This window comes from bacterium, assembly GCA_030685015.1.
GTDB lineage: Bacteria > CAIWAD01 > CAIWAD01 > CAIWAD01 > CAIWAD01 > CAIWAD01.
Genome location: JAUXWS010000100.1, coordinates 105,618 through 130,880 on the forward strand (window position 1 = coordinate 105,618; position 25,263 = coordinate 130,880).

20 protein-coding genes are annotated in these 25,263 nt (G+C 66.0%); 11 read left to right on the forward strand and 9 right to left on the reverse strand.

Annotated features, from left to right (window positions below; all coding sequences use genetic code 11):
- Nucleotides 1-9 precede the first annotated feature (9 nt).
- The 7 genes from Q8O14_14835 to Q8O14_14865 form a co-directional block, all read right to left on the reverse strand.
- Complete coding sequence (locus Q8O14_14835; protein MDP2362001.1) at nucleotides 10-2,076, reverse strand: DEAD/DEAH box helicase family protein; 2,067 nt, start codon at nucleotides 2,074-2,076, stop codon at nucleotides 10-12.
- Complete coding sequence (locus Q8O14_14840) at nucleotides 2,073-3,308, reverse strand: site-specific DNA-methyltransferase (protein MDP2362002.1); 1,236 nt, start codon at nucleotides 3,306-3,308, stop codon at nucleotides 2,073-2,075. Before Q8O14_14840 ends, Q8O14_14835 begins: the two co-directional genes overlap by 4 nt.
- Nucleotides 3,305-5,206: an ATP-dependent DNA helicase gene (locus Q8O14_14845; GenBank protein MDP2362003.1), complete on the reverse strand. Its 1,902-nt coding sequence runs from the start codon at nucleotides 5,204-5,206 to the stop codon at nucleotides 3,305-3,307. The genes Q8O14_14840 and Q8O14_14845 overlap by 4 nt, the downstream gene beginning before the upstream one ends.
- A 169-nt stretch (nucleotides 5,207-5,375) precedes the next feature.
- Nucleotides 5,376-6,128, reverse strand: coding sequence for a hypothetical protein (locus Q8O14_14850; GenBank protein MDP2362004.1), 753 nt, complete (start codon nucleotides 6,126-6,128; stop codon nucleotides 5,376-5,378).
- A gap of 25 nt (nucleotides 6,129-6,153) precedes the next feature.
- Nucleotides 6,154-6,438: a hypothetical protein gene (locus Q8O14_14855; GenBank protein ID MDP2362005.1), complete on the reverse strand. Its 285-nt coding sequence runs from the start codon at nucleotides 6,436-6,438 to the stop codon at nucleotides 6,154-6,156.
- A gap of 63 nt (nucleotides 6,439-6,501) precedes the next feature.
- On the reverse strand, nucleotides 6,502-7,212 hold the full coding sequence (locus tag Q8O14_14860; protein MDP2362006.1) for a hypothetical protein: 711 nt from the start codon (nucleotides 7,210-7,212) through the stop codon (nucleotides 6,502-6,504).
- 1,121 nt (nucleotides 7,213-8,333) lie between these two features.
- Nucleotides 8,334-9,482 (reverse strand): tyrosine-type recombinase/integrase, encoded by a 1,149-nt coding sequence (locus tag Q8O14_14865; GenBank protein MDP2362007.1) that lies wholly within the window; start codon nucleotides 9,480-9,482, stop codon nucleotides 8,334-8,336.
- A 430-nt stretch (nucleotides 9,483-9,912) separates the two neighbouring features.
- Between Q8O14_14865 and Q8O14_14870 the strand changes: the two genes are divergently transcribed.
- From Q8O14_14870 to Q8O14_14920, 11 genes are all read left to right on the forward strand, one after another.
- Nucleotides 9,913-10,287, forward strand: a complete 375-nt coding sequence (locus Q8O14_14870) for a metalloregulator ArsR/SmtB family transcription factor (GenBank protein ID MDP2362008.1) — start codon at nucleotides 9,913-9,915, stop codon at nucleotides 10,285-10,287.
- A 33-nt stretch (nucleotides 10,288-10,320) separates the two neighbouring features.
- The gene (locus Q8O14_14875) at nucleotides 10,321-10,752 is read left to right on the forward strand and encodes an arsenate reductase ArsC (GenBank protein MDP2362009.1); all 432 of its coding nucleotides are present in this window, start codon (nucleotides 10,321-10,323) and stop codon (nucleotides 10,750-10,752) included.
- 45 nt (nucleotides 10,753-10,797) lie between these two features.
- Nucleotides 10,798-11,586: an arsenite methyltransferase gene (locus Q8O14_14880; protein ID MDP2362010.1), complete on the forward strand. Its 789-nt coding sequence runs from the start codon at nucleotides 10,798-10,800 to the stop codon at nucleotides 11,584-11,586.
- A gap of 80 nt (nucleotides 11,587-11,666) precedes the next feature.
- On the forward strand, nucleotides 11,667-12,839 hold the full coding sequence (gene arsB / locus Q8O14_14885; GenBank protein MDP2362011.1) for an ACR3 family arsenite efflux transporter: 1,173 nt from the start codon (nucleotides 11,667-11,669) through the stop codon (nucleotides 12,837-12,839).
- A 404-nt stretch (nucleotides 12,840-13,243) separates the two neighbouring features.
- A complete protein-coding gene (locus Q8O14_14890) occupies nucleotides 13,244-14,782 on the forward strand; it encodes an Ig-like domain-containing protein (protein ID MDP2362012.1) in 1,539 nt (512 codons plus the stop codon).
- A 237-nt stretch (nucleotides 14,783-15,019) separates the two neighbouring features.
- Nucleotides 15,020-16,405, forward strand: a complete 1,386-nt coding sequence (locus tag Q8O14_14895) for a TolC family protein (protein MDP2362013.1) — start codon at nucleotides 15,020-15,022, stop codon at nucleotides 16,403-16,405.
- A gap of 17 nt (nucleotides 16,406-16,422) precedes the next feature.
- A complete protein-coding gene (locus tag Q8O14_14900) occupies nucleotides 16,423-17,490 on the forward strand; it encodes an efflux RND transporter periplasmic adaptor subunit (protein MDP2362014.1) in 1,068 nt (355 codons plus the stop codon).
- A gap of 11 nt (nucleotides 17,491-17,501) precedes the next feature.
- Entirely contained in the window at nucleotides 17,502-20,834 is a 3,333-nt protein-coding gene (locus tag Q8O14_14905) for an efflux RND transporter permease subunit (GenBank protein ID MDP2362015.1), read from the forward strand.
- A gap of 58 nt (nucleotides 20,835-20,892) precedes the next feature.
- Nucleotides 20,893-21,081 (forward strand): DUF2892 domain-containing protein, encoded by a 189-nt coding sequence (locus Q8O14_14910; protein MDP2362016.1) that lies wholly within the window; start codon nucleotides 20,893-20,895, stop codon nucleotides 21,079-21,081.
- A gap of 9 nt (nucleotides 21,082-21,090) precedes the next feature.
- Nucleotides 21,091-21,375 carry a hypothetical protein gene (locus tag Q8O14_14915; GenBank protein MDP2362017.1) on the forward strand — a complete coding sequence of 95 codons (285 nt, stop codon included), beginning with the start codon at nucleotides 21,091-21,093 and terminating at the stop codon, nucleotides 21,373-21,375.
- A 331-nt stretch (nucleotides 21,376-21,706) separates the two neighbouring features.
- Nucleotides 21,707-23,242 carry a hypothetical protein gene (locus Q8O14_14920; GenBank protein MDP2362018.1) on the forward strand — a complete coding sequence of 512 codons (1,536 nt, stop codon included), beginning with the start codon at nucleotides 21,707-21,709 and terminating at the stop codon, nucleotides 23,240-23,242.
- Nucleotides 23,243-23,248: 6 nt separating this feature from the next.
- Here Q8O14_14920 and Q8O14_14925 read toward each other — a convergent pair whose 3' ends face one another.
- Together Q8O14_14925 and Q8O14_14930 are read right to left on the reverse strand one after the other, a co-directional pair.
- Entirely contained in the window at nucleotides 23,249-23,695 is a 447-nt protein-coding gene (locus tag Q8O14_14925; GenBank protein MDP2362019.1) for a hypothetical protein, read from the reverse strand.
- Between the two features lie 515 nt (nucleotides 23,696-24,210).
- The gene (locus Q8O14_14930; protein ID MDP2362020.1) at nucleotides 24,211-25,065 is read right to left on the reverse strand and encodes a flagellin; all 855 of its coding nucleotides are present in this window, start codon (nucleotides 25,063-25,065) and stop codon (nucleotides 24,211-24,213) included.
- Nucleotides 25,066-25,263: the final 198 nt, after the last annotated feature.

Genomic DNA, 25,263 nt, shown 5'->3' on the forward strand with positions numbered 1-25,263 from the left:
CTTCCCCTGCTATCGAATTGCTGCCATGAAGAGGTCGTCGCCCCGGGCTGCCAGGATGGCCGCCGTTGCGTCGTATTGGTGCTCGTTTCGGTCCTTGGTCACGTCCCAGGCCGCCCCGGCCCAGGGCCTGCCATCCCGGGCCTGCGTGGCCCGCACCACGTCCGCCACGCGGCCCTTGGTCGCGGTCAGGCCGCCACCCACCTTCTCCTTGATCTCGCCCGGCAGGAGCCAGACGGTGGGCACCTCGTGGTAGACGCGCGCCGCCACCAGCAGGGCCTTGGCATAGGCCAGGCCTTTCAAGGCAGCGGCGCTCTGCGCGCCGGAGGACGGGGTCTCACAGCAGAGGATGGCGGGCGGGTGGGCCAGCAGGAAATCGCGGATCCCGCTGGCCAATATCTCCAGCCGGCGGCCGTCGTCGTCGGCTTTGCGCAAGCCTAGCTTCCTGTCAGACGGCGCGGTCACCAGCGTGGTTATGGCCACGGGCCACCAGGCGCCCAGGTCCACGGCGACGAGGGCGAAGTGCGTGAAGCTCGGGTCCATGCCGACGGCAAAGCGGGCGGGCCCGCCTGGCCGGATCAGGATGGCCGGAGCGTCCAGGGCGGGGATGGGCAGGGTCTCCTGCTGCCGGCTCTGTCCTGCCGGCGCAGCCTTCACGATCGTAGCGCGCAGCGTCTTGTAGGCGGCGCGCCGGCCGGCGTACTGGCGCAGCAGGGGCTTCGAGTCGTTGTCCACGTTGACGACGGCGCTGTCGATGAAATCGTACACGTCGCCCCGGGTCTTGCCCGGCGCCGCGCGCATGACGCGGCCCACGCGCTGCTCCACGCGGCCTTCCGCCTTGGCAGGGAAGGTCAAGAGCAGGGTGTTGAGCTCGGGGATGTTGAGGCCCTCGTCGGCCACGGTCGAGGCAAAGAGGACGCGCACATGCCCGGACCGAACCGCGTGCCGGATCATGCGGCGCGTGTCCTTCTTCACCTTGCCGGCCAGGAGCTCGCCCTCGATGCCTCGGGCTTTGGCTGCTTGGAACAGCGGCTCCAGGTGGTCGCCCACGCGCGCGGACAAGACCAGGATCACGCGCTCCTCGTCGTGGTACAGCTCCTCCAGCGTGTCCAGCACCAGCTTTCGGCGGGCTTCATCCTTGGCCAGGGCGTCGGTCATGTCCTGCCAGTCGCTGGCGCCGCGATAAGGAAACTCGAAGGCGGTGTGGACCTCGTGGATGACAGCCGGGACCAGGTAGCCGCCGGCCAGCAGGTCCTCTTGGCGCGTCTGGTGGATGATGGGGCCAAAGGTGTGCAAGAGCTTGGGGGTCAGCCCGTCCTCGCGCTCGGGCGTCGCCGTCAGCGCCAGGCGCCACCTGGCCGGGCAGGCATTCACCACGCGATCAAAGGTGCTGGCCGGGCAGTGGTGGCCCTCGTCCAGGATGAGGCAGCCAAAGGGCGCCAGAGCGCTCTTCAGGCCCTGGGCGTCCAGTCGCGTCAGGGCCTGGACGGTGGCCACCATGATGGGTGCATCCTGGTCCTGCTTGGTGGACGAGAAACTGGCGGGCAGGAATCCAAGCTGCTCTTCGACCTCGTCCTTCCACTGCTCAAGCAGGTCCAGCGTGTGGACTAAAATCAGCGTGCGCTGTCCAATCTGGGCCAGGGCGGCCAGGGCCGTGTAGGTTTTGCCGCCTCCGGCGGGGATGACCACCACGCCCTGAAGCTTCTTCACCATCGCCAGCCTGGCCGCTTCCTGGTAGGGCCGCAGCGCGGGCTCAAAGGCCGGGATGCTGGCCGGCCACACAGCCCGGCGGTCAGCAATTCCGGGCCATGGGACCAGCACGTCCTTCAGGAGGGCGATCGCTCCACGTGGAGCGCACCAGCGGCCTTGTGCGTTGACGTGGAAGCCCTCCAGCCGCTTGGGCACATCCCGCCAACGGCCGTCCACCTTTTCCTTGGGCACCTGGATACCGCGCTTCTTGGCCGCGATGTAGGCGGGGTTGGGATAGGACAAGGCGCGCTCCAACTGCTCGCGGGCGCGGGCAGGAAGATCGCGGATCGGCACTCGGATGAGACTGTCCACCAGGATCGGGCTGCTCATGCACCCTCCGCTTCGAGTTCAAGCCCGAGCTGGCTGATCCGCTCGTCCTGAAGCGATTTGTACGCTGGGTTCAGTTCGCAGCCCACCCATTGCCGGCCCAGCGATTGCGCAACGGCGGCCGTGGTTCCGCTGCCGAGGAAGGGGTCGAGCACGATGTCGCATGGGGCGCTTCCGGCCAGGATGCATGGCTTGATCAGGTTAGGTGGGTAGGTTGCGAAGTGGGCGCGGGAGTAAGGATGGCTGGCGACCGTCCACACGTCGCGCTTGTTGCGCGTCTGTGTGACAGCCCGGAAGGCCCGGTCGCCTGTCTTGCCAGCAAATGAACCCTTTGCCGCAGACGGTCTGGCAGCCCGACCATCTTGGTGGAAGCTCCCATGCGCGCGTTGGGCAGTGTCCCAGCCAGCCGGGGCTGGCATTCGATTGCCGCGGTTGGGAGCCTGACCTGGAGCAGCGTATCCGGGGCCTGTGAGGTCGTGTTGGTTGATGCCAACCGATGACTCAGCAATCGCCTCCGCGTCGTAGTAGTACCGCTCGCTCTTCGCCAGCAGGAACAGGTATTCGTGGGCGGAAGTCGGGCGGTCGCGCACCGACTCGGGCATGGGGTTTGGCTTGTGCCAGATGATATCCTTGCGCAGGTACCATCCGTCCGCGCGCAGGGCGAAGGCGATCATCCACGGGATTCCAACGAGGTCCTTCGATTTCAAGCCCGGTACCAGCCTGTCGCTGCGTGGGATCTGCACGTTGTCTCGGCGACGGCTGACGCAAACCTTGTGCGCTCCACCCATTCCGTGCTTCTTCCCGTAATCTTCCAGGGCGTCGTCGCAATGGCGGGTGCCCGCGTAGCAGTCTCCCATGTTTAGCCAGAGCGTCCCGTCGTCGGAAAGGCAGTCCCAAACGAGCCGGAACACGGACACCATGCGCTCGACGTATTCCTCAGGAGTTTGTTCAAGCCCTATCTGCTGGTCCACGCGCCGGGCGCCACAGCGCGCGCAAACAGGGCGGTCCAGGCGATCGGCGGCGGACACGTTGCGGGACTGCCTTGCCGCGCTGTCCTTTGGCCCACTCCAGCGCTTGATCTCGTGCCCACAGGTGGGGTCTCCGCCATCCCATTTGGCCGTCCCGTAATCCCGCAGTCCCCAATAAGGCGGGCTTGTGACACAGCAACGGGCACCAAGGCCAGCCAGGCGCGGCAGTACATCGAACACGTCGCCGAAGTGGCAGCGGTTGATCATGCGAATGGGTCCTCGCTGGTGGACAGAAAGCTCCCGATGGCGCCCACCTCGCGGCTCAGCATGCCGCCAGGGATGGCCTTCAGGAACTGGCGCCCGTACTTCTTGCTGGCCACGCGCCCGTCCAGGAGCAGGACCACGCCGCGGTCATCATGCCGGCGGATCAGGCGGCCGAAGATTTGCTTCCAGGTGATCAGGGCGACAGGCAGGCTGTGGTTGAAGAACCAGCCCTTCTCATCATGCTCGGCGATGTAGTCCATGACGGGATCCGCCGGCGAGGGGAAGGGCAGGCGGTCCAGGGCAACCAGGGACAGGGACTCGCCCGGCACGTCCACGCCCTGGAAGAAGGTCCGCGTGGCGAAAAGCACGCTGGAGACGTCCTCCTGAAAGCGCTTGATGAGCTGGGTGGAGGGGGCGTCGCCCTGGCGGTGGCAGCGGTAGCCGGCCTTCTCGAACTCCGGCGCCAAGAGGCCGTGGGCGGACCGAAGGCCCTGGCTGGAGGTGAACAGCAGGAGCGCGCGCCCCTTGGAGTGCAGCACGGCCTCGTGCAGGAGGTCGTGCACGCGGTCGCGGAACTCGGGCGCGTTGGGCTCGGGCAGCCCATCCGGCACCACCAGCAAGGCTGACGAGTTGAAATCGAAGGGGCTGGGCAGCACGACCTGGCGTGTTTCCTCGCTAAGGCCGATGCGATCGCGCACGAAGCGGAAGTCCTCGCGCGTGGTGGTCAGTGTGGCGCTGGTGCCAATGAAGCTCGACACCCAGGGCAGCAGGTGCTGGCGGACGAAGGGGGCAATGGAGACGGGCTTGCCGCAGAGCTTCCACGTGTCGCCGGATGCCGATTCCACGCGCGCCACCCAGTAAACCCAATCCTCGTGCTCCTGCCAGATGAGGCCCTTCACGCGCTGCGCCAGTTGCCGGCACTGCTCCTCCTGGCGCTCCAGCTGGGCAAATTCCTTCGTGTCCTCGGTGTACCGGCGCTTGGACTCGCGTAGCTCGCGCACGGCGTCGCGCAAGGCATCCAGGATGGGTCCGTCGTCGATCAGGCCCGCTTCCTTGATGCGGCCGCTGCCCTGGGCCGCATGTTTGAGCTGCATGACCTTGATGGCGTGGGCCAGGTTATCGGCAGCGCGGTCCAGGTCCTCGTAGCCGTGACGGGAGAGGTGGCGCTTGAATCCCCGGAAGCTCCAGCGCCCGATCTCCTCGCCAGCGAAGTCGCTACCGATGTCCGGGATCTCGTGGGCCTCGTCGCAGATGAGGACGTCGAAGGGCGGCAGCACTTGGCCGAAGCCTGCCGTGGCTTTCTGCACCATGAGATGGGCGAAGAGCAGGTGGTAGTTGCAGACCACGACCTGGGCGTCTTCGGCCTCTTCGACGGCGGCCTTGTGGAAGCATTTGAGCGTGCAGCCCGCGCACTCGCTGGTGTCGGATACGGCGAAGTGCCGCCAGACGCGCGTGCTGGGCTTGAAGGAAAGCTCGCTGACATCGCCCGATCCCGTCGCCCGCGCCCAGGCCATGACGCGATCGAACTCGTCTTTGTCATCGTCCTGGACGGCCCCGGCGAAGAGGTGGCTTTGGTGCTCCAGGAATCGGTCTGCGCACAGGAACTGGCCGCGGCCCTTGAGCAGCGTGAAGCCAAATGGCTCGGGCAGCACGCGTGCCAGGAAGGGCAGGTCCTTCTGCACCAGCTGCTCCTGCAGGGCGATGTTGGCCGTGGCGATGAGGACGCGCTGGTTGGTGGCCAGGGCGTGCTGGATGGCGGGGACGGAGTAGGCGAGGGTCTTGCCCGTCCCGCATGGAGCCTCCACCAGCAGGTTGCGGCCAGCATCCAGGGCTGCCGCCACTTCCCGCGCCATGACCAGCTGGCTTTCGCGCGCCTGGTAGCCGGGCAGGTGCTGGGCCATCAGTCCGCCAGGGCCAAAGACATCATCGGCTGTCAGTCTGGTCTTGAGAGCGTCGTCCAAGAATGCGTCCAGGGGCATGGCGCGGGTTGCTCCAGTTGGGAAAGTCGGCCCGGCCGGCTAGAATGCGCGCGTGCCGACCGGGCCTGGTGTGTGGGGTGTGGGTCCTGGATCAGGCGAAGGCGTCGTCCTCGCCGTCACCTGCGGCGTGGCGCAGGGCTTCTTCTTCCTGGGTGACCCAGCTCTGCGCCTCTTTGAGGCACTTGGCGGGCAGCTCGCGGATCTTCTTGATGCCGAACTTGGCCAGGAACTCGGCCATCATGGCGTCGCCCTTTTCGCCCAGGCTCGCTCTGAGCGTCTTGAGGCGGGCGATCAGGTCGTTGCCGTCATCCTGGGTGATGATGGTGGCGGGTTCATCCTTGGTGGATTTGGTGGCGCCCTTCTTTTTGCTGTCGTCGCCCGTGGCCTCGTCGGCCTTCTCCAGGTCGTGGAGCTCCAGCTCGTCCAGCTGGGCGCGCAGCTCGTCATTGATGGCGCCTTCGGGCAGGACGGAGTAGGTCGTGTCCGTTCCCGTCCCGTCGCGCTCGACCTCAAAGACCTGGGAGTCGATGCCGTACTTGGCGTCCATCTTGGCGACGGCCTTGTAGAAGGTCTTCGAGTTTTCCAGGATCTTCACGCAGATGACCTGGAAGCCGTTCTTGGTCTTCTCGACCACGGCTGCGTTCATGCTGGTCTTGAGCACCTTGGGCTTGCCGCAGCCCGGCTTCCAGGGGTAGCTCTTCCCGCCCTCCCAGTAGATTTCCTTCAGGTGGGGCTCGCCCAGGAAGGCGACCAGGTGCTTGTCGCCATCGTCGAACTTCAGGAACAGTCCGCTCTCCAGGTCGTGCTCGTCGAAGCGTTCTTTCATGGTGTCGAACCGGCCCATGGTGGGTCCTCCTTGGTGATGTGGATTAGTGCTGGATCTTGATGACGTCGAGCAGGTGCAGAATGGCCGGGTGCTTGCGCAGGTTGAAGGGCGGGGGTGGCGCCACTGGCGCGCGCATGTCGGCCAGGGGCTCCAGGCATCCGCGGAAGGCCTTCTCCACGCAGCGGCAGAGGGTGACCACGGCGGGGTCGGGGATGGGGTGCTCGGCGACGATGCCGCCCACCTGGAGCGCCAGCTCCAGGAAGGCGCCGCGCACGCGGGCTTCGATCTGGTCCACCTTGGTGGCGTCGGTGGGATTGGGCTTGGACATCCTGTCACTCCTTCGTCCTTTCCCACCAACTGCGAGGCGAAAAGGGCGTTTTTGGACAGGGGGTCAGGATTCTTCTGGATTTCTTTCGCGGAGACGCTTGAGCAGTCTTTTGTGCCGCTTCTGGACGGTGAAATAGTCTTCGTCAGCTGCGGCAGCCAACTCGTGCAGCGTATAGCCGTAGACATATAGCCCCACCAGCACGCTGCGCTCGGCATCGGTAATGGGCATGTCCAGGATCAAGTCCTGCAGCGCCTGGTAGGCGTCGGCACGGTCGTCGGGCAGGCTGTCAGCCATCAGGGCCTCGTCGGGCGTGGCTGTGACCCTCTCGGCGCGATTGCTCTGCCATAGCCCCTCATGATAGGCCAGCCGTCGGCGTGCATCATTGGCGATCTCCTGCTCCAGGTATGCATCCGCCAGGCGTTTCTCACTCAGATTGAGCAGCGTCTCCAGGAACGCCATCACGATCGAGCTGTGCACTTCCTCCCTGCTTTGGGCAGGCAAGTGGTATCGCCCTGCCATGGCCTGCAGCGCCGGCGCGTATGTGACCAGCAGCCAGAGCTGGATGCTGGGTGCCTCTGGTGCGCCGGTCTGCAGGTGGCGGATGCAGGCACTGAGCGCCGCCTGGCGGGCCGCTTGGCGTTCCTTGGCCCCAGGGCCCAGGAGGGTCATGAAGTCGGCCAAGGTGGGCGGCAGGCCCGGTTCCCGGGCCGCAAGGGACAGGTAGTCGGATGTGGATGCCGGGGTGTAGGCGTCGGCGTGTTTGGTGGGCAGCATGACCCTGCTCCAGCGCTGGGGTCAGCGCCGGCGCGGGGTCGCCGGGAGGCATGATCAGGGCCCGGGCGCAGGGTGTTGCGCGCCGGGGCCGACAGGTTATTGGGGATTGGACAGAGTCCACCCAGGCGGCCTGCTTTACAGAGTCCACCCGGCCCGTGGAAAACACGGGCATGGCAAGGGCATGGAGTGGCCCTAAGCCGACTGCGTCCTTTGCGTGCGCCTAGTGATCAGGCCAGGCGCGGACTGTCGACCCGGGCTACGAGATGTGGATGGGGTTGGATCGGAAAACGGTGGAATGCAGGAAGTGGCGCAGAGTGGCGCGCGAAGGGGCGTGGACGTAGTGGGTCATGGGATGCTCCTGGTGCTGTGCAAGACGAGTAGCCAATTTCGAGGTAGGCTGCCCGCCCGTGTTTATAAGCCGAAACCGAGTTGTCGAAACGCCCCACCAGGTGGGCGCCCGGGGTCCTCACGGAACTCCCGCAACTCGGTTTCAGCAGGGGCTGAAAGTACCAAACTGTGGGGGGTCGCGTGTGGCCCGTGCACCGCTGTCGCGCAGGGGTTGGATACAAGCTGATTGAAGCCGGGGAAAGATGCAAGCTGGTATTCTGAGCCGCCAGCTTTATTTGAAGCAATCGGCGAATGGGCGCATTAAGCGATGTGCGGGATGTGATTCGTGGGCAGCTGTCGCTGCCGTTTCCCCATCATGCAAAACCCCCAGTGACAAACTAGGGGCTTCGCATGTAGCCTGACTCGGGGCCCCGGAGTTGCTGCTCTTGGGGCCCCATATTTTCGCCATTTATCAAGAGAATTCCAAAGAAATTCCAATGGTTCTGTAGAACTTGTTAGACCAATGTCAATTGAATGACGTCGCCAATCAAGAAGTTCTCCCTTGTTCTGCTATACGAAGCACCTCTTCCATCGCATGTTCCACGCTTGCCCGCACGGATGCAGTGCCAAGGGGGGAGATCTCAGTGGTCGCCTTCGATTCAAGCCCCAGTGTTTCTTGATGATCTACAGCGGTGACCCTGTGTCGATTTGAAAGGCGGAGAGGCTGCGCCGAAGGTCATGCGTGAGCAAGCTCGTGATACAAACCGAAAGCACAAACCGAAAGCCTTCATTGGTCACTTGGTCTCTGACTTCAGCATCTCGTCCACGGCCCGTTCCAAACTTGCCCTGACGGGCTCCAGCGCCATTCTGGCGTAGATCTCAGTGGTCACCTTGGACTCATGGCCCAGGGTCTTTTGGATCACCTCAAGCGGCGTGCCCGTGTCGATCTGGAAGGAAGCCAGGCTGCGGCGCAGATCGTGCAGGTGTAGGTCCTTCAAGCCGGCGCTTTCGCAGATCCGCCTCCAACCCGCCTTCGGCTCAACCATGTGGTCGTTCGTCCCTCTGCCGGGGAACACGAATGGCCCCTTGATGACTGATTTTCTAGCCCGCAGAATGGCGACGACGTGACTGCTTAGCACAACAGGCAGCTCAAATCCCGTCTTGGACTCCTCTGCTGGCACAACCCAGAGCCCCTTCAACAGCGAGACATGCTGCCATCGCATGGCCTGCAGGTTCGAACGCCGTGCGCCGGTGAACAATGCGAGAAGCACGAACTCCCGGACGTCACGATTCGGTTCTTCTTCGACCGCCTTGAAGAAGCCGGCCAGCTCCTCGACTTCCAGACGCCTGGACCGTGACCGCTCACGATAGAACGTGATCGCCGTTGCCGGATTGGGGATATCCAGTTCGTGCTCGCGTATGGCTCGGTTGATGGCGGCGCGCAGGAGGGCAATGACGCGATTCGCTGCCATGCGCCCATTTTCTTTACCGATCTGCTGGTGAAATGCCGTCACCTCATGGCGTCGAAGTGAAGCCAATGGTCGTGAATCGCCCCAGGGGCCGATGTGCTTACGCCATTGTCCGTTGTAGCTGATCACCGTGCCCGGCGCTCGATGATCCTGCGCATGCGCCAAGTACTCATTCATGACCTGATGCAGGTAGAGGGGCGCACGCTTCTGCCGCTCGTAGGGGTTCCCGCATGTGAGCTTGGTGATGATCTCAGCCGCTATGGCCCGCGCTCGCGAAATCGAAACTTCACCTAGTGCACCGATGCGCTGGACGATCTTCCCCCCTGCGTGCTTCTTCACGACGTAGAAGGATTTTGCTCCGCTTGAAGTGATCTGCATGGCCAACGCAGGGACCTGGTCATCGTGGACAAATTCGCGGGGTTTGTCTGTTGTGATGGCGCTGAGGGCAGCCACGGAAAAGCGGAAACGGCGCATGAAAATCTCGACCCTATGATGCCTTTGTATCACGGCTTCGGTTGCACCCCGGTTGCACCTTTTTCAGATTTCGAGCGAACGGAGCGAACGGAGGCCGCGCTCATGGTCGGATAAATTCCTTGATAAGCCAAAGGGATAGAACAGAGCGAGCAGGAGCGAACGAAGGCATATACAGCGTAAGTTCTTTCTCATAATCTCTTGGTCGCAGGTTCGAGTCCTGCTGGGCCTATCTCATCTGAAACGACGACTGTCATCAATGGCAGTTGTCAATTGGATGACCACATGGCAACGACTCGGGCTTTCCCGCAGCCAGCGCCCCAGTCAGATTCGTTTGTCACCCATCCTTCATTCCTCCTTCGCCCCCACCCTTGACATTCCTCCAGCGGGATGCTTCATTGTTTCGTCATTTAGCTAAACAACTAAACGAGACATGACCAGGACCCTCGACATCCTCAAAGCTCTGGCGGATGGCAACCGACTGCGCATCCTGGCAGCCCTGCTGCGGGTGGAGGAGCTGTGCGCCTGCCAGATCATCGATCTGCTGGGCGTCAGCGGCGCCACCACCAGCCGCCATCTGGCCCTTCTGGCCAATGCCGGCCTCGTCACAGGACGCCGGGCGGGGCGCTGGATCCACTATCGCCTGGCCGGGAACGTCCTGGATGACGACCTGCTGATCCAATGGCTGAGCGGGAAACTGTCCATGGCCCCGGAGCTGGAGAGGGACCGTGGTCGCCTGGCGGAGATCCTCTCCTGTCGTCCGGAGGATATCTGTGCGCGGCAGCGCGTAGGAAGCTGCTGTGGTTGATTCGCCGCATCGCGGCAGTAGCGGAGTGTTCGATTGGAACGGCTGAGGGTTCTCTTCCTGTGCACAGGGAACAGCTGCCGAAGCCAAATGGCGGAGGGCTGGGCACGCACCCTGAGAAGCGATCGCCTGGAAGCGTTCTCCGCCGGGCTGGAGGCCCATGGCCTGAATCCACTGGCCGTGCAGGTGATGGCCGAGGCGGGTGTCGACATCAGCGGACAGGCCTCCCGGCGGCTGGACCAATGGCACGGTCAGGACTTCGATGTGGTGGTGACGGTGTGCGGCCACGCCCATGAAACCTGCCCGGTGTTTCCCGGCAAGGCGCGCATTGTCCATCGCGGCTTCGATGATCCTCCCCGTCTGGCCGCGACCCTGCCCACGATTGAGGAAAAGCTGGCGGTCTATCGGCGTGTGCGCGACGAGATCCGCGCCTTCGTGGAAGACTTGCCGGAGATGTTGCAACGCTAAGTAGCTTTCGCCCTGCCGGGGCGCAACCAAACCATGGAGTCAACCATGTCCGAGACACACAAGGACCAAGTCCGCGCCGCCGTGCGCGGCCGCTATGGAGAGATCGCCACGCTGCAGGCCGGGAGTTGCTGCGGAGGCGGCTCACCCTGCTGCGATCCGTCGGAGGCGTCTCTCGCCAGTGCCCGCCTGGGCTACACCGCGGAGGAACTGGCCGCCATCCCGCAGGGAGCCAACCTGGGACTCGGTTGCGGCAATCCGCAGGCCATCGCGGCGCTCAAAACGGGTGAAGCCGTTCTTGACCTGGGCAGCGGCGCCGGCTTCGACTGCTTCCTGGCTGCCCGCCAGGTGGGCGCCAATGGGCGCGTCATCGGCGTGGACATGACGCCGGACATGATCAGCCGAGCCCGCGCCAACGCCGAGTCCGGCGGCCATGCCAATGTGGAATTCCGCCTGGGGGAGATCGAGCATCTGCCTGTGGCCGACCAATCCATCGATGTCATCATCTCCAACTGCGTCATCAATCTCTCGCCCGACAAAGGCCAGGTCTTCCGCGAGGCCTTCCGCGTCCTGCGGCCCGGCGGTCGCCTGGCCATCAGCGACGTGGTGGCCCTGGCCCCCTTGCCGGAAGCGCTGCGCCTGGACCTTGAAGCCTACGCCGGCTGTGTGTCCGGGGCCGCGCTCGTGCCCGAGGTGGAGGCCATGCTCAAGGAGGCGGGCTTCCGCCAGGTCCGTGTGACAGTCAAGGATGAGAGCCGCGCCATCATCAAGGACTGGTTCCCCGGCAGCGGGGCGGAGGAGGCGGTCGCGTCGGCCACCATCGAGGCCATCCGCTGACCTTTATCCATCGCATCTCCAATCCACCCAAGAAAGGCAGTCGCATGGGCAACACCGCCTGTCCAGTTGAAGCGCGCCACATGAGCAGCGTGTTCGAGCGCTGGCTGACCCTGTGGGTCGGCCTCTGCATCGTGGGCGGGATCCTCCTGGGGAAAATCGCCCCAGGTTTGGCCCGGACCCTGGACGCCATGTCACTGACGGTGGACGGAGCCCCTGTCGTCTCCCTCCCCATTGCCATCTGCCTCTTCCTCATGATGTACCCGATCATGGTGAAGATCGACTTCGGCGCCGTGCTCACGGCCGGCCGCAGCGGCAAGCCCGTCCTCCTCACCTTGTTCATCAACTGGGCGATCAAACCATTCACCATGGCCGCCATCGCCACCCTCTTCCTGGGCGTGGTCTTCAAGGGCTTCATCGGTCCTGAAGCGGTGGACCTGGTCAAAATGCCGCTGGGGCTGGATCTGCCGGTGGGCGCCGCCCACGGCGCCGGACGGGTCGTGCTGCATGAAGGGCTGAAGATGCTGGAGATCCCGCTCTGGCGAAGCTACCTGGCCGGGGCCATCCTGCTCGGCGTGGCGCCCTGCACAGCCATGGTGCTGGTCTGGGGTTATCTGGCGCGCGGCAATGACGGACTGACCTTGATCATGGTGGCCATCAACTCCCTCACCATGCTCCTGCTCTACGGCATGCTGGGCGGTTTCCTGCTGGGCGTCGGCCGGCTGCCTGTGCCCTGGCAGGCGCTCCTCTTGTCCATTGCCACCTACGTGGCGCTTCCCCTGGCCGCCGGCTACCTCTCCCGGCGCTGGATCCTGGCCGCCAAAGGAGAGGAGTGGTTCCGCCGCCGTTTCCTGCCCTTCCTCACGCCCATCACCATCACGGCCCTGCTCGCCACCCTGGTGCTGCTCTTCTCCTTCAAGGGCGAGACCATCCTGGCCAAGCCCCTGACCATCCTATGGATCGCCGTCCCGCTTTTCCTGCAGACCGTCCTCATCTTCGCCCTCGCTTTCTGGCTGGCCCGCCGCCTGGGCCTGGCCTATGAGGACGCCGCCCCGGCCGCGCTCATCGGCGCCAGCAACCATTTCGAAGTGGCCATAGCCACGGCGGTCATGCTCTTCGGCCTTTCCTCGGGAGCGGCCCTGGCCACCGTGGTGGGCGTGCTGATCGAAGTGCCGGTCATGCTGATGCTGGTGGAAGTATGCAAGCGCAGTGAGCGCCTCTTCCCGCCACGAGGGAGCCTCTCACGCCAAGCATGACGCCCGTCATATCCGCAGATTGACGAAGGGGTTGACAGCCGATGATCCGCCCGATGCTGAACATTCATGCCAAAAATCGGACATGGTGCGATCCAATGACATGGGCCATCCAGCAGAAGGCAAACCCTCTTCAAGTACGGAACTGAAGCAAGCCTCTGCGCGAACGCCCATTTGCATCTGATAACTGAACTATTAATTAATAAACCCATTCTGCCGCGCACCGAGATCTCCTTGCACATCATGTTGTTGCCACACGCGCGCCTCACAGCTCATGCTGGAATGGCCCGCCCCTTGCTCGCCACCCCCCGCGTCCGCATGCCCGAGCGGCTTCACACACGGCTGAAACGGCTGATCCCCTGTCGCTCAGTGCGATCACGATCGGCACAGAAAAAAAGGAGTTCCCCATGCGTTTCTTGTCCACCCTACTGCTTCTGCCATTGGCCTTGCAGGCCGTGGCAACCGTCCCCGGGACAGGGACGGGCCAGGGTCCCATCGTCGACCGCGACCTCAACACCGTGATCATCACGGAATCCGGCTTCATCACCCTTTCCGCTGACGGCCTGGGCACTGTGAACAGCAGCGGTCTCATCCAGGTTGACAAGCCCAGCGCCGGCGCCACCGTGCGGGCGGCCTATCTGGCGGCGGCCAGCACCGGCTTCTCCGGCTATGCCATCCCCGACGGTTGCATCGCCCTGGACGGCACGGGCGTATCCTGGTTCTCCAGCACCCCAAGCGGCATCTTTTCTCAGAACCACTTCGCCAATGTGACGGCCATCGTCGCGCCGGTGCTCAACGCCGCCGGCGCCGGCATCACCAGTCTGGTGATCGACGAGTGCGACACCTGGAACATCGACGGATCGGCCCTCTACGTCATCTTCGACGACCCGGCCACCACCGTCTTCCGCACGGCGGTCATCGCCTTCGGCGCCCAGTCCACCACGGGCGACACCTTCGCCATCGGCTTCGGGCAGCCGGTGGACATGAGCCTGAACCCCGTCATCGAGATGGGCCTGGCCATCAGTTTCGGCTACGCCCGCGGCACCTGCCAGACCAGCTTTGTGGACGTCAACGGCAGCCGTCTGACCTCCAGCGCCGGCGGCAACGACGACGGCGAGGACAACAACGGCGCCCTCATCACGGTGGGCGGCATCGGCGACCTTCTGGCCAATCCGGCCGATCCCTTCCACGAGGATCCTTGCGTCTTCGATGACTTCACCCTTTATGACGACGAGCGCTACAACATTGCCGGCTTCGTCAACGACGGCGACACGGGCATGTCCGCCACCACCTTCAACCCCTCCAACGACGACAACATCTTCGTTGCCCATCTGCTGCTGGACTTCGCCGCCGTGGTGGGCGAAGGCGCTGTGCTGACCCCGTCCGACGCCGTCAACTGCCTCTGTGACCAGCATGTTGTGACCGTCACCTTGCAGGACAACAATGGCAACCCGTTGGTCAACACGGGCGTGACCATCGAGGTGATCGCCGGCCCCTCCACGGGCGCCGGGGCCAGCGGCTTCACCGATGGTGGTGGCCAATTCTCCTTCACCTACAGCAGTTGCGTGGAAGGCCAGGACGTGATTGTCGCCTACTTCACGAACAGCCAGGGGATGATCCAGTACAGCAACCTGGCCTACAAGACGTGGCAGCGTTGCACGGTGGATGCCGGCGAGACGGCGGAGAGCTTCACCCTGGCCCAGAACACGCCCAATCCCTTCAACCCGGCCACCACCATCTCCTTCACCCTGCCCGAGACGGGCGCGGCCCAGGTGCTGGTCCACAGCCTGGCCGGCGAGCTGGTGCGCAGCATCGACCTGGGCATCGCCGCCCGCGGCACGCACCAGGTGGTGATCGACGGCCGTGAGCTGGCCAGCGGCGTCTACGTCTACACGCTGCAGAGCGAGTTTGGCACCATCAGCCGCAAGATGGTCCTCATGAAATAGGCTTCAAGCCACAACATCATCCGCCACCCAGGGGGCGGTCCACGGACCGCCCCCTTCGTTTGGCCCCGGGCCGCGTGATCATCCTCCCCCCCGCGTCTTGGCCTCCCCAGCCCGCTCTTCGGCCCGCTTTCCATCGGCTCGACATAATTGATTCGGGTCAATACTTGCTACCAACAAATTATTTTCCTAGAATGGGCCCGGTCAGATCATGATCCAGCGATTCTTGTTGGAGGACAAATGGATTGCTTTCGAGCTTGGGGGGGGCGGGCCTTGCCTTCCGCCCTTGTCTTGGTCCTGGCGCTCAACACCCACGCCGGTGAGCGGCTGAGTCTGGAGGAGGCCCTGGCGATAGGCCGTGAGCATTCCCGCGTGGCGAAAGCCGCCCGGGAACGTTACGCCAGCGCCGGTGAGATGCGCTGGGAGGCCCTGGGCCGCATGATGCCCAAGGTGGACCTGCAGGAAGTGGCCATCCGCAGCGAGCAGCCCGGCGAGGTCTTCGGCCTGATGATGAACCGCCGCGAGCCCGTGATGGACCTCATCGCGGCCAACAGCATGATGTTCAGCCAGGGGCAGCCCTACGTGGCGGATCTGGTCAACCCGGATCCCATGAACACCTACATCACGCGGGTGACGGCGGAGATGCCCCTCTTCACCGGCGGCATGATCGTCAACCGTGTCCGCCAGGCCGGCCTGGCGGCCGACGCCCTTCGCCTGGAGAGCGGCCGCCGCATCGACCAAGTGGAATTCGACGTGGCCCGCGCCTGGACCGACGCGGCCAAGGCGCGGGAATACCTGGACCTGCTGGGCCGCGCCCGGGAGACCACGCGCGCCCACGTCCGCATGGCCCGCGACTACCAGGAGGCCGGCTTCCTCGTGTCCAGCGAGGTGCTGCGCGCCGAGGTTTACCTGGCCGAGATGGACGAGATGGTGATGCGGGCTGAAAACGGCGCCCGCCTGGCCCAGGCCGCCCTCAACTTCCACCTGGGACTGGATCAGGGCCTGGTCCACGATCTGGACGGCCTGCCCCGGCTGCCTCTGGCCGACGAGGAGTTGACCGCCTGGACCTCCCGCGCCCTGGAGGCGCGCAAGGATCTGGACGCGGCGCGCCGGCAGCTCAAGGCCGGCGAGCTGGAGCCCTGGGTGGCGGCGGCGGCCTTCTCGCCCACGGTGGGCCTGCAGGCCGGCTATGACTGGTACGACGACAAGGTCTTCGGCACGGCGGAGGGCAGCTATTCCATCAAGGCGGCCCTCACCCTCAATGTGTTCCGCGGCGGCGGCGACCGCGCCCGCCTGGCCCAGGCCCGCCACAACGCCCGTGCCTGGCGCGAGGATGTGGACCGCTTCACGGAGGGCGTGCGGCTGGAAGTCCAGCAAGCCTGGGGCGACCGGCATTCCGCGAGCCTGCGCCACCAGGCCGCCAGCCAGGCTCTGGCCGCAGCCGGCGAGAACCTGCGCGTGGTGGAGGACCGCTTTCGCGAGGGGGTGGCGCGCATGATCGACCTGCTGGACGCCGAGACCGCCCTGCGCGAGGCGGAAGTGCGGGAGCTGGTCGCACGCTACGACAGCCACATCGCCCACTTCCAGCTGCGGCACGCCGCCGGGCTGGCCATTCTCGACCAATGAAGACAGGAGATAGCCTCATGAGGACAACGCATGTGGTGGTGGCCGGGGCCCTGGCGCTGCTGGCCCTGGGTTGCGGGGGTGGACACCCGGAGGGCGCCGCGCGCCAGGCGACTCCTGTGGACGCCACGCTGGCCCTGGTGGAGGAGCGGACGGAGCCGCGCCCCATCGAGGCGCAGGGCGTGGTGATGCCGGAGCAGGAGACCTTCCTCTCCAGCCGGGCGATGGGTCCCGTCGTGGCGGTGCATGCCGCCGCCGGCGACGTGGTGCAGGCGGGACAGGTCCTCCTTGAGATCCAGCAGGATCTCAGCCATGGCCAGCTGGCCCAGGCCCACGGCGCCAGGGCACAGGCCGAGGCGGCCCTGGCCCTGGCCCGCCGCAATCTGGAGCGCTTCCAGAAGCTCTATGACAAGAACTCCTGCTCGGAGCTGGAGCTGGACATGGCCCGCCTCCAGTTCGAGCAGGCCAAGGGCGCCGTCGAGCAGGCCTCCGGCGCCGTCTCCTCGGCCGGCAGCGTGGCCGACGAAAGCCAGGTGCGCGCCCCCTTCCACGCCGTGGTGGTGGAGCGCATGGTCAACGTGGGCGATCTGAGCGCCCCGGGCCGTCCCCTCTTCCGCCTGCAGTCGCAGACAGGACGCCGCCTGTGGCTGGCCGTGCGCGAGACGGACGCCCCCCACGTCAAGGTCGGCATGGAGCTGCCCGTCACCCTGGACAGCCGGCCCGACCTGGGCACCATCGCCGGCCGCGTGGTGGAGATCGTGCCCGCCGCCGACATGGCCACCCACACCATCACCGTGCGGGTCGACCTGGGGCGCGGTCCCATCATGAGCGGCCTCTCGGGCAAGGCCCTCATCCCGGGCGACGAGCGCCGGGTGCTCCTGGCCCCCGGCGAGGCCATCCATCGGGCGGGCGGCCTCGCCCTGGCCACCGTGGTGGACGCCGATGGCCTGGCCCGCACCCGCGCCGTGACGACGGGATCCCGCCGCGACGGATTTGTCGAGGTGCTGAGCGGCCTGTCCGCCGGCGACCGCGTGGTCAGCCCCCTGACGGCCCCCATCGCCGACGGCACGCCCGTCCGCGCCAACTGAAGGGAGCCCTCATGAGCGAGCACAACACCGTCCCGCCCGATGCACCGGAAACCCAGGCGGGGCGAAGCCTGGCCGAGGTGGAGCGCGAAGCCCTGCGCGTCAAGATGGGCCGGCGCAGCATCGGCCTCAGCGGGCGCATCGCCGGCGCCTTCCTCGACAGCAAGCTGACGCCCCTGCTCGTGGTGGCCGCCCTGCTGCTGGGCATCTTCGCCGTGGCCGTCACGCCGCGCGAGGAGGAGCCGCAGATCAAGGTGCCCATGGTGGACGTCATGCTGGGTTTTCCCGGCGCCAGCGCCAAGGAGGTCGAGCAGCGGGTCATCTCCCCCGCCGAAAAGCTGATCTACGAGATCGAGAACGTGGAGTATGTCTACTCCACGTCGATGCCCAGCGGCGGCATGGTCATCGTGCGCTTCAAGGTGGGCACCGACCCCGACCAGGCGGTCCTGCGCGTCCATGCCAAGCTGATGAGCGCCATGGATCGCATGCCGCCCGGCGCCATGCAACCCCTGGTCAAGCTTGTCACCATCGACGACGTGCCCGCCGCGGCCTACACCCTGTGGGGGCGGGGCAAGAGTCCGGGCGAGCTGCGCGCCGTGGCGGAGGAGCTGAACGCCCTGCTCACGCGCCACGACCGCGTGGCCCAGACCACCATCCTGGGCGGGCAGCCCCGCGTGGTGAAGATCACCTTTGACAAGAGCCGCCTCTCCTCCTTCAACGCCAGCCTGTTGCAGGCCTGGCAAGCCCTGCAGGGCGCCAACTGGAGCCTTCCCGCGGGCGCCATGTCCAGCGGCGACCAGGAGCTGGAGGTGCAGGTGGGCGACTTCCTGCGCAGCGCCGACGAGGTGGCCACCGTCGTCGTCGGGTCCTACCAGGGCCGCCCCGTTTACGTCCGTGACGTGGCGACGGTGGAGGACGGCCCGGCCGACCCCACCCAGTACGTGTGGATGGGGACGGGCCCCGCCGCCGCCGAAAAGGGCGCGTCGCCGGGCCAGGACACGCCCGCCGTCACCCTCAGCATCGCCAAGAAGCCGGGCACCAACGCCGTGGAGCTGGTCGCCGACCTGGACCGGCTCATCGCCGACCAGTCCGGGCGGGTCATTCCCGGCGACGTGACGGTCACCAAGACGCGGGATTACGGCGCCACGGCCGGCGAGAAGTCCAACGAACTGATCTTCCACGTCTTCCTTGCCACCATCTCCGTCGTCATCCTGATGGGGATCATGCTGGGGCGGAAGGAGGCCATCGTCGTGCTGGTGGCCGTGCCCGTCACCCTGGCCCTCACCCTGGCCGCCAGCTACTTCTTCGGCTACACGCTCAACCGCGTCACCCTCTTCGCCCTCATCTTCTCCATCGGCATCCTGGTGGACGACGCCATCGTCGTGGTGGAGAACGTGCACCGGCACTACCAGCTAAGGTGGACCAACGCCCGGCACGCCACCATCTTCGGCGTGGACGAGGTGGGCAACCCCACCATCCTGGCCACTTTCACCGTGATCGCCGCGCTGATGCCGCTGGCCTTCGTCAGCGGGCTGATGGGACCCTACATGCGGCCCATCCCCGTCAACGCCTCGGCCGCCATGTTCTTCAGCCTGCTCGTCGCTTTCGTCGTGTCGCCCTGGCTGACCTACCGCCTCTTCAATCGTGGCGCGAAGAAGGACGGAGCGGACCTGGGCCACCAGCATTTCGACCAGACCGAGGAGGAGACGCGTCTGCACAAGGGCTATGCCAGGCTGATGCGTCCCCTGCTGCAGAATCCGCGCCGGCGCTGGGCGGCCCTGGGCGGCGTGGCGGCCCTCCTGCTGCTCTCCATGGCGCTTGTTCCCATGCGCGCCGTGCTTGTCAAAATGATGCCCTACGACAACAAGAGCGAGATCCAGGTGGTGATCGACGCGCCGGAGGGTTACCCCCTGGAGCGCACCAACGCCGCCGCCCGCGATCTGGCCCAGGTCTTCGCCGGCCTGCCCGAAGTGACGGACTACCAGATCTACGTCGGTACCAGCGCGCCCTTCAATTTCAACGGACTCGTCCGGCACTACTTCCTGCGCAACCAGGCCAACCAGGCGGACATCCAGGTCAACCTGGTGGAAAAGAAGCATCGCCAGGACGCCAGCCACGACTTCGCCAAGCGCGTGCGCGGTCTGCTGCTGCCCATCGCGGAGCGGCATGGCGTCAACATCAAGGTGGCCGAGGTGCCGCCCGGTCCGCCCGTCCTGAGCACGATGGTGGCGGAGATCTACGGCCCCTCCGACGAAGGCCGCGTGGAGGTGGCCCGCCAGGTGCGCGGCATCCTGGAGAGCACCGAGGGCATCGTCGACGTGGACTGGATGGTGGAGGAGAACGCTCCGCGCGCCGAGCTGGTGGTGGACCGCGAGAAGGCGATGCGGAGCGGTGTCACGGCCGAAATGGTGGCGCGCACACTGCGCCTGGCCCTGGCCGGGGCCGACGCCGGGCTGCTGCACGTGGAGCTGGACCGCGCCGCCGTGCCTCTGCGCATGCAACTGGAGCGCGGCCAGCGCAGCCGGGTGGAGGATCTGCTCGACCTGACCGTGCACTCGGCCGAAGGGCGCATGATCCCGCTGGCCGAGCTGGTGCGCGTCGAGGAGCGCCAGCGCGAGTCCTTCATCTACCACAAGAACCTGCAACCGGTGACCTACGTCATCGGCGAGGTGGCGGGCAGCGCCGAGTCGCCCGTCTACGGCATCCTCAACATGAACCCGCGGGTGGAGGCGATCACCGCGCCGGACGGACGTCCCCTCGAGGTGATGAGCACGCACATGCCGGAGAACTCGCAGCGCTACGCGCTCAAATGGGATGGCGAGTGGCACATCACCTACGAGGTCTTCCGCGACATGGGCATCGCCTTCGCGGTGGTGATGGTCCTCATCTACGTGCTGGTGGTGGGCTGGTTCGGCAGTTTCGTCACGCCGCTCATCATCATGGCGCCCATCCCTCTCACCCTCATCGGCATCCTGCCCGGGCACGCCGTGCTGGGCGTCTTCTTCACCGCCACCTCGATGATCGGCTTCATCGCCCTGGCCGGCATCATCGTGCGCAACTCGATCCTGCTGGTGGACTTCATCAACCTGGAGATCCGCAGCGGCGAGAGCCTGGAGAACGCCGTGATGAAGGCCGGTGCCGTCCGGTTCCGGCCCATCCTGCTGACCGCCCTGGCCCTGGTGGTGGGCGCTGGTGTGATCTACCTGGACCCCATCTTCCAGGGTCTGGCCGTGAGTTTGATCGCCGGCGTGCTGGTCTCGACGGCGCTCACCCTCGTCGTCATCCCGCTGCTCTACTTCATGTACCTGGCGAAAGTGGGCACCGGCATCGTGCTGGAGAAGGAATAGTCACGCAACCGGCCTGTCGCCGGAGCGCGGCGGGCCGGTCTTCGAACCGGAGGTGGAGATGAACATGAACGCGATCCTGAGAGGCATGGCCGGTTTCTTCACGCTGCTCTCGCTGGCGCTGGCCCACTGGCACAGTCCCAACTGGCTCTGGTTCACGGCCTTCGTCGGCCTCAACCAGCTGCAGAGCGCCTTCAGCGGCTGGTGTCCGGCCATGTGGATGTTGCGCCGGGCCGGCGTGCGGGAATAGGAGGCTGACATGAAGATGCTGATGGCGATCATCGACAACCGGCGCCGCGTGGAGCTGGAGCTGGTCCTGCAGAAGGCCGGCGTCACGGGTTGGACGGAGATTCCCGAGGTCCACGGCATGGGCACGACCGGTCCGCGGCTGGACTCGGCCGCGCACCCGGGCAGCAGCGCCATCATCCAGGCGCTGATCGAGGACGACCAGCTGGTGGGTGTGGTGGAGACGATCCGCCACTACTGCGACCAGTGCCGGGAGCACATCAAGCTCCTGCACTGGGATGTTACCATGTCGATGTAGGATGGATGATGGCGGGGCGGCGCCCTGCCGGAGACGCGGACCGGGGGGATGATGGTAAGGTTCAAGTGGAAAGGAGTGCCGGGACCCATGCAGGACCTCTTGCAGATCCTGGCCTTTGTCGCGGTGTGGATCCTCCTGCAACGGGTGATCCTGCCGCGTCTGGGCATCGGGACGTGAATGTCGGGACCGGCGGGCGGTGCCTGCCAGGTGGATCCCAAGAAGGACGACACCAACGACGGCAAATGAGTCCCGGCCAGCCGGCCGGCAGACGGCGGGCCTGAACCCGCGTCGGACTATGCGGCACGGGGCCTTCCTGGCGGGAGCGGCCCTGTTGCTGCTTTGGCTGGCCTGGGGGGCGGACCGGCCCTGGTGCCTGGACGACGGCCTGCGCCTCTTGGCGGCCTCCGGTCCGGCGGTGGAGCGCGTGGCCGAACTGGACGCCGTGGTCAATACCGGACCGGCCGCGCCCGTCCTGCCCGACCAACTTGAGCGCACGACCTTTCCGGTGGTGCAGCCCTTCGTCCATTGGGAGGGGGGACGTCCCCTCCTCGTCTTCCCGCCGCTCTATCTGACCCTCCTGTGGATGGCGTCGCGCCTGGGCGCGGCGGGACCTGTCCTGCTCGCTTTGCTGACAGGTCTGCTGGTGGCCTGGGCGGCGAGGCGCTTCCTGCGGCGGGAGGGGCTTGCGGGGCATCGCCCCGCAAGCGGGTGGCTGGTCGGCCTGCTCGCCTCGCCCGTGTTGTTCTACCTGGGAACCAGCTGGGAGATCGGGCTGACGACAGCCCTGTTGCTCCTGCTGCTGCAGGAACGGCGGGATCCGCTGCCGATAGCGGCATCGCCGCTGTACGGCCTGCTACCCTGGCTGCGGCCGGAGGCGGTGCTGCTCTGGGCGGGCGGCCTGCTGCTGCTGCGGGGCTGGCGGCGCAGACTGCTCTCCGCAAGCGGCTTCCTGGCGGGCGCGCTACTGCACAGGTGGCTGACGGGGTCCTGGATCGGGCTGCAGATGATGGAGAACTGGGGGCATCGCCCCCTGAACCCCTTGACCAACCTCGCGGCCTTCTGGCTGCCGGCCCCAGCGGGGCCGTGGCTGTGGGCGGGCCTGGCCGTGCTGGCGACCTTGATCGCCAGCCAATGGCGCGACACGCGTGTCCAGGTTGTCGCCGCGCTGATGTGGGTGGGTCTGGCCGGCGCTTTCGCCGCGATGCAGCGAAACGGGGACCACCAGCTGCTGCCTTGCTGGGGAGCCCTGCTCACGGCGCCGGCCGCCGTGGCGCTTCTGGCCCGTTGGGCCGCCGGCCGCGGCTGGCGGGGCATCGCCCCTGAAGCCGCGCTATTGTCAGGTTACCTGCTGATCGTCAGCCTGGCCAGCCCGGTGGATCTGGGCTTCCATTGGGGCCCGCGCTTGCATGTGCCCGCCCTGGTGCCGCTCAGCCTATGGTACCTGACAAGAGGCCCGTCCGGCTGGCCCCGCCGCCTGGGCCTGGGCTTGGCTCTGTCCGCCCAGCTCATCTCGCTGCTGCTGTTGAACGGACGTCGCCAGCTGGTGGCGGAGCAGGATGTCGTCCTGGCGGGGCTGAGCGCCCCGGCCCTGGTCACCAGCGAGCTCTATCTGCTGGGTGATCATCCGTGGTTGGCCCGCGGCCGCCTCGTCCATCTCCCCTGGGGCGAAGCCCCGGCCCGCGCCCTCATCCCCGCCTTGCGCCAACGCGGCGTGCGGGAGATCGACCTGCTCACGCCCCCCGGCCATCCCCTGCCTGTCTACCTGGGGGAGGTTCTGGGCCTGCGGCCCGACCCCGCATTCCGCCTGATTCCCGGCTCCCGGCTGGGCCAGGCGCAGGAATGGCGACGCCTCACACTTCCCGATTGATCGCAATCAGTCGCGGCGGGGCAGCCGCACCCCTGCCCGGCCCTCGTTCATGATGTCGATGTCTTCCTGGGGATGGTCAAGTTCCATGGGCATGGCCGTGTCCAGGGCGGCCTGCACCGGGCTGGAGACCGTCACCTCGGCCGGCGGCGCCAAAACGAGGTAGTCCGTGGCGGGTGGCAAGCCCAGTTCCGCGGCGCGGCCGCGAAGCAACTCCTGCAAGCGGCGGGAGCCCTGGGTCTGGTCCGCCGCCAGGACCTCCAGTTCAAGAAAGGGCGTGATGGCCGGCCAAAGGCGGGGATTGACCGCCACTTCGCCCGCGTGGATGTCCACAACATAGGTGCGGACGGCCCGTTCGGCCGACGCGCGGGGCAAGACATCGGCATGGGCCATCCAGATCGTGTAGCCCAAGTGCTCAATGGCCCATGCCTGCAAATCGGCCGCTTCCTCTTCCACCGTGCGACGTCGCGACCGGACGGCCTGGTTCGAAGCTCCCCGCGGATTGGCCATCGCCTGGACTTGGGGCGGACGTCCACCGGGCCGCGCCCCCTCTCCCGCCGGCCGGCTGCCCTGATTCCTGGCACCTTCACCGCTTGCGGGCCGTTGGCCCTGCCCCTCCCGGGTCTCACCCCCCGGCGCCCCCGAGTTGGAGCCTCCACCCGGTGCCGCCTGGCTGCCGCTTCGCGGGCGGCCACCGCCCCGTCCAGCGCGTCGCCGCGGGCGACCGGAATCGCCCCGCCCAGGGGCGCCCCCACCAGAGGGAGGTCTGTTTCCAGGGGGATTGACGGGGGAATCTGCTGCCATGGTGCCTGCCCGATTGATGACTGTTGGGTGACTCGCTTGCAATCTGCGGAATTGACGCCATGGAAGAAAGTTCGGGCGGGTGGGCTTGTCCGCCGCGACCACGGAGGGAGGAAAAAGGAAAGCCGGCGCTTGCCAACGCCGGCCCCTTTTCCTGCCGAACTGATCGATCAGCGGAGCAGCTGGGCCACCAGGGAGGGCAGCTGGTTGGCTTGCGCCTGCATGGCAATGCCCGACTGCATCAGGATCTGGGCCCGGGTGAAGGCCGCCATCTCCTCGGCCATGTCCGCGTCGCGGATCATGCTCTCGGAGGCGACCGCATTCTCCCGTGAGATCTGCAGGTTCTGGACCGTGGCCTGCAGGCGGGTGACATAGGATCCGATGCGGGTTCGCTCGGTGTCCTTGGTGTCGATCACCGCGTCCATCGTGTCGATGGCGCTCTGGGCGGCCGCCGTGTTCAACAGGTTCACGTCGAGCAGGCCCAGACCCGAGGAGGTCATGTCGGCCAGATGGACGTAGTAGAAGTCCTGGTTGGACACGTTGTAGGTCCCGATGTGCAGCTTGATCCCCTGGCTGCCGGGGCCGACGGCGCCCTCGGCGTAAGTGCCGTCGATCAGGTAGAGGCCGTTGTAGTTGGTGACATTGGCGATCCGCGTGATTTCGCTCTTCAACTGCTGGAACTCCGTGTCCAGGTAGCTGCGGTCCAGGCTGGTCAGGGTGCCGCTGGATGCTTCAATGGACAGGGCCCGCATGCGAATCAGCTTCTCGTCAATGGTCGCCAGGGCTCCTTCGGCGGTGGCCAGCATGTTGATGGCGTAGTTGGCGTTGCGTTCCGCCTCGGTCATGCTGGAGATTTGCGCGCGCATCCGCTCTGATACGGCCAGTCCCGCCGGATCGTCCCACGCATAGTTGACGCGCAGGCCGGATGAGAGCCGGGTGACCGCCCGATCAAGGGCGTGCTGCGTGTTGGCCAACTGGCGATGAACGCCGATTGCCAACGGATTCTGGTTGATTCTCAGACTCATCAGTCAATCCCCCTTGGATTGCGACCTGCTAAAAGACAAAGTCCACGAGCACTCTTCTGCCTTCTGTAATCCAGGATGTCACGAGGTCCGGCCTTGCCAGGGACTCTCATCCATTCCCTGCGTCTCCGGGCTGCTACCTTTGTCGGGAGAATCAAGAAAAGCTTGAGGGGGCGGGGGCCTGGACTTGAGCCTGGAAGC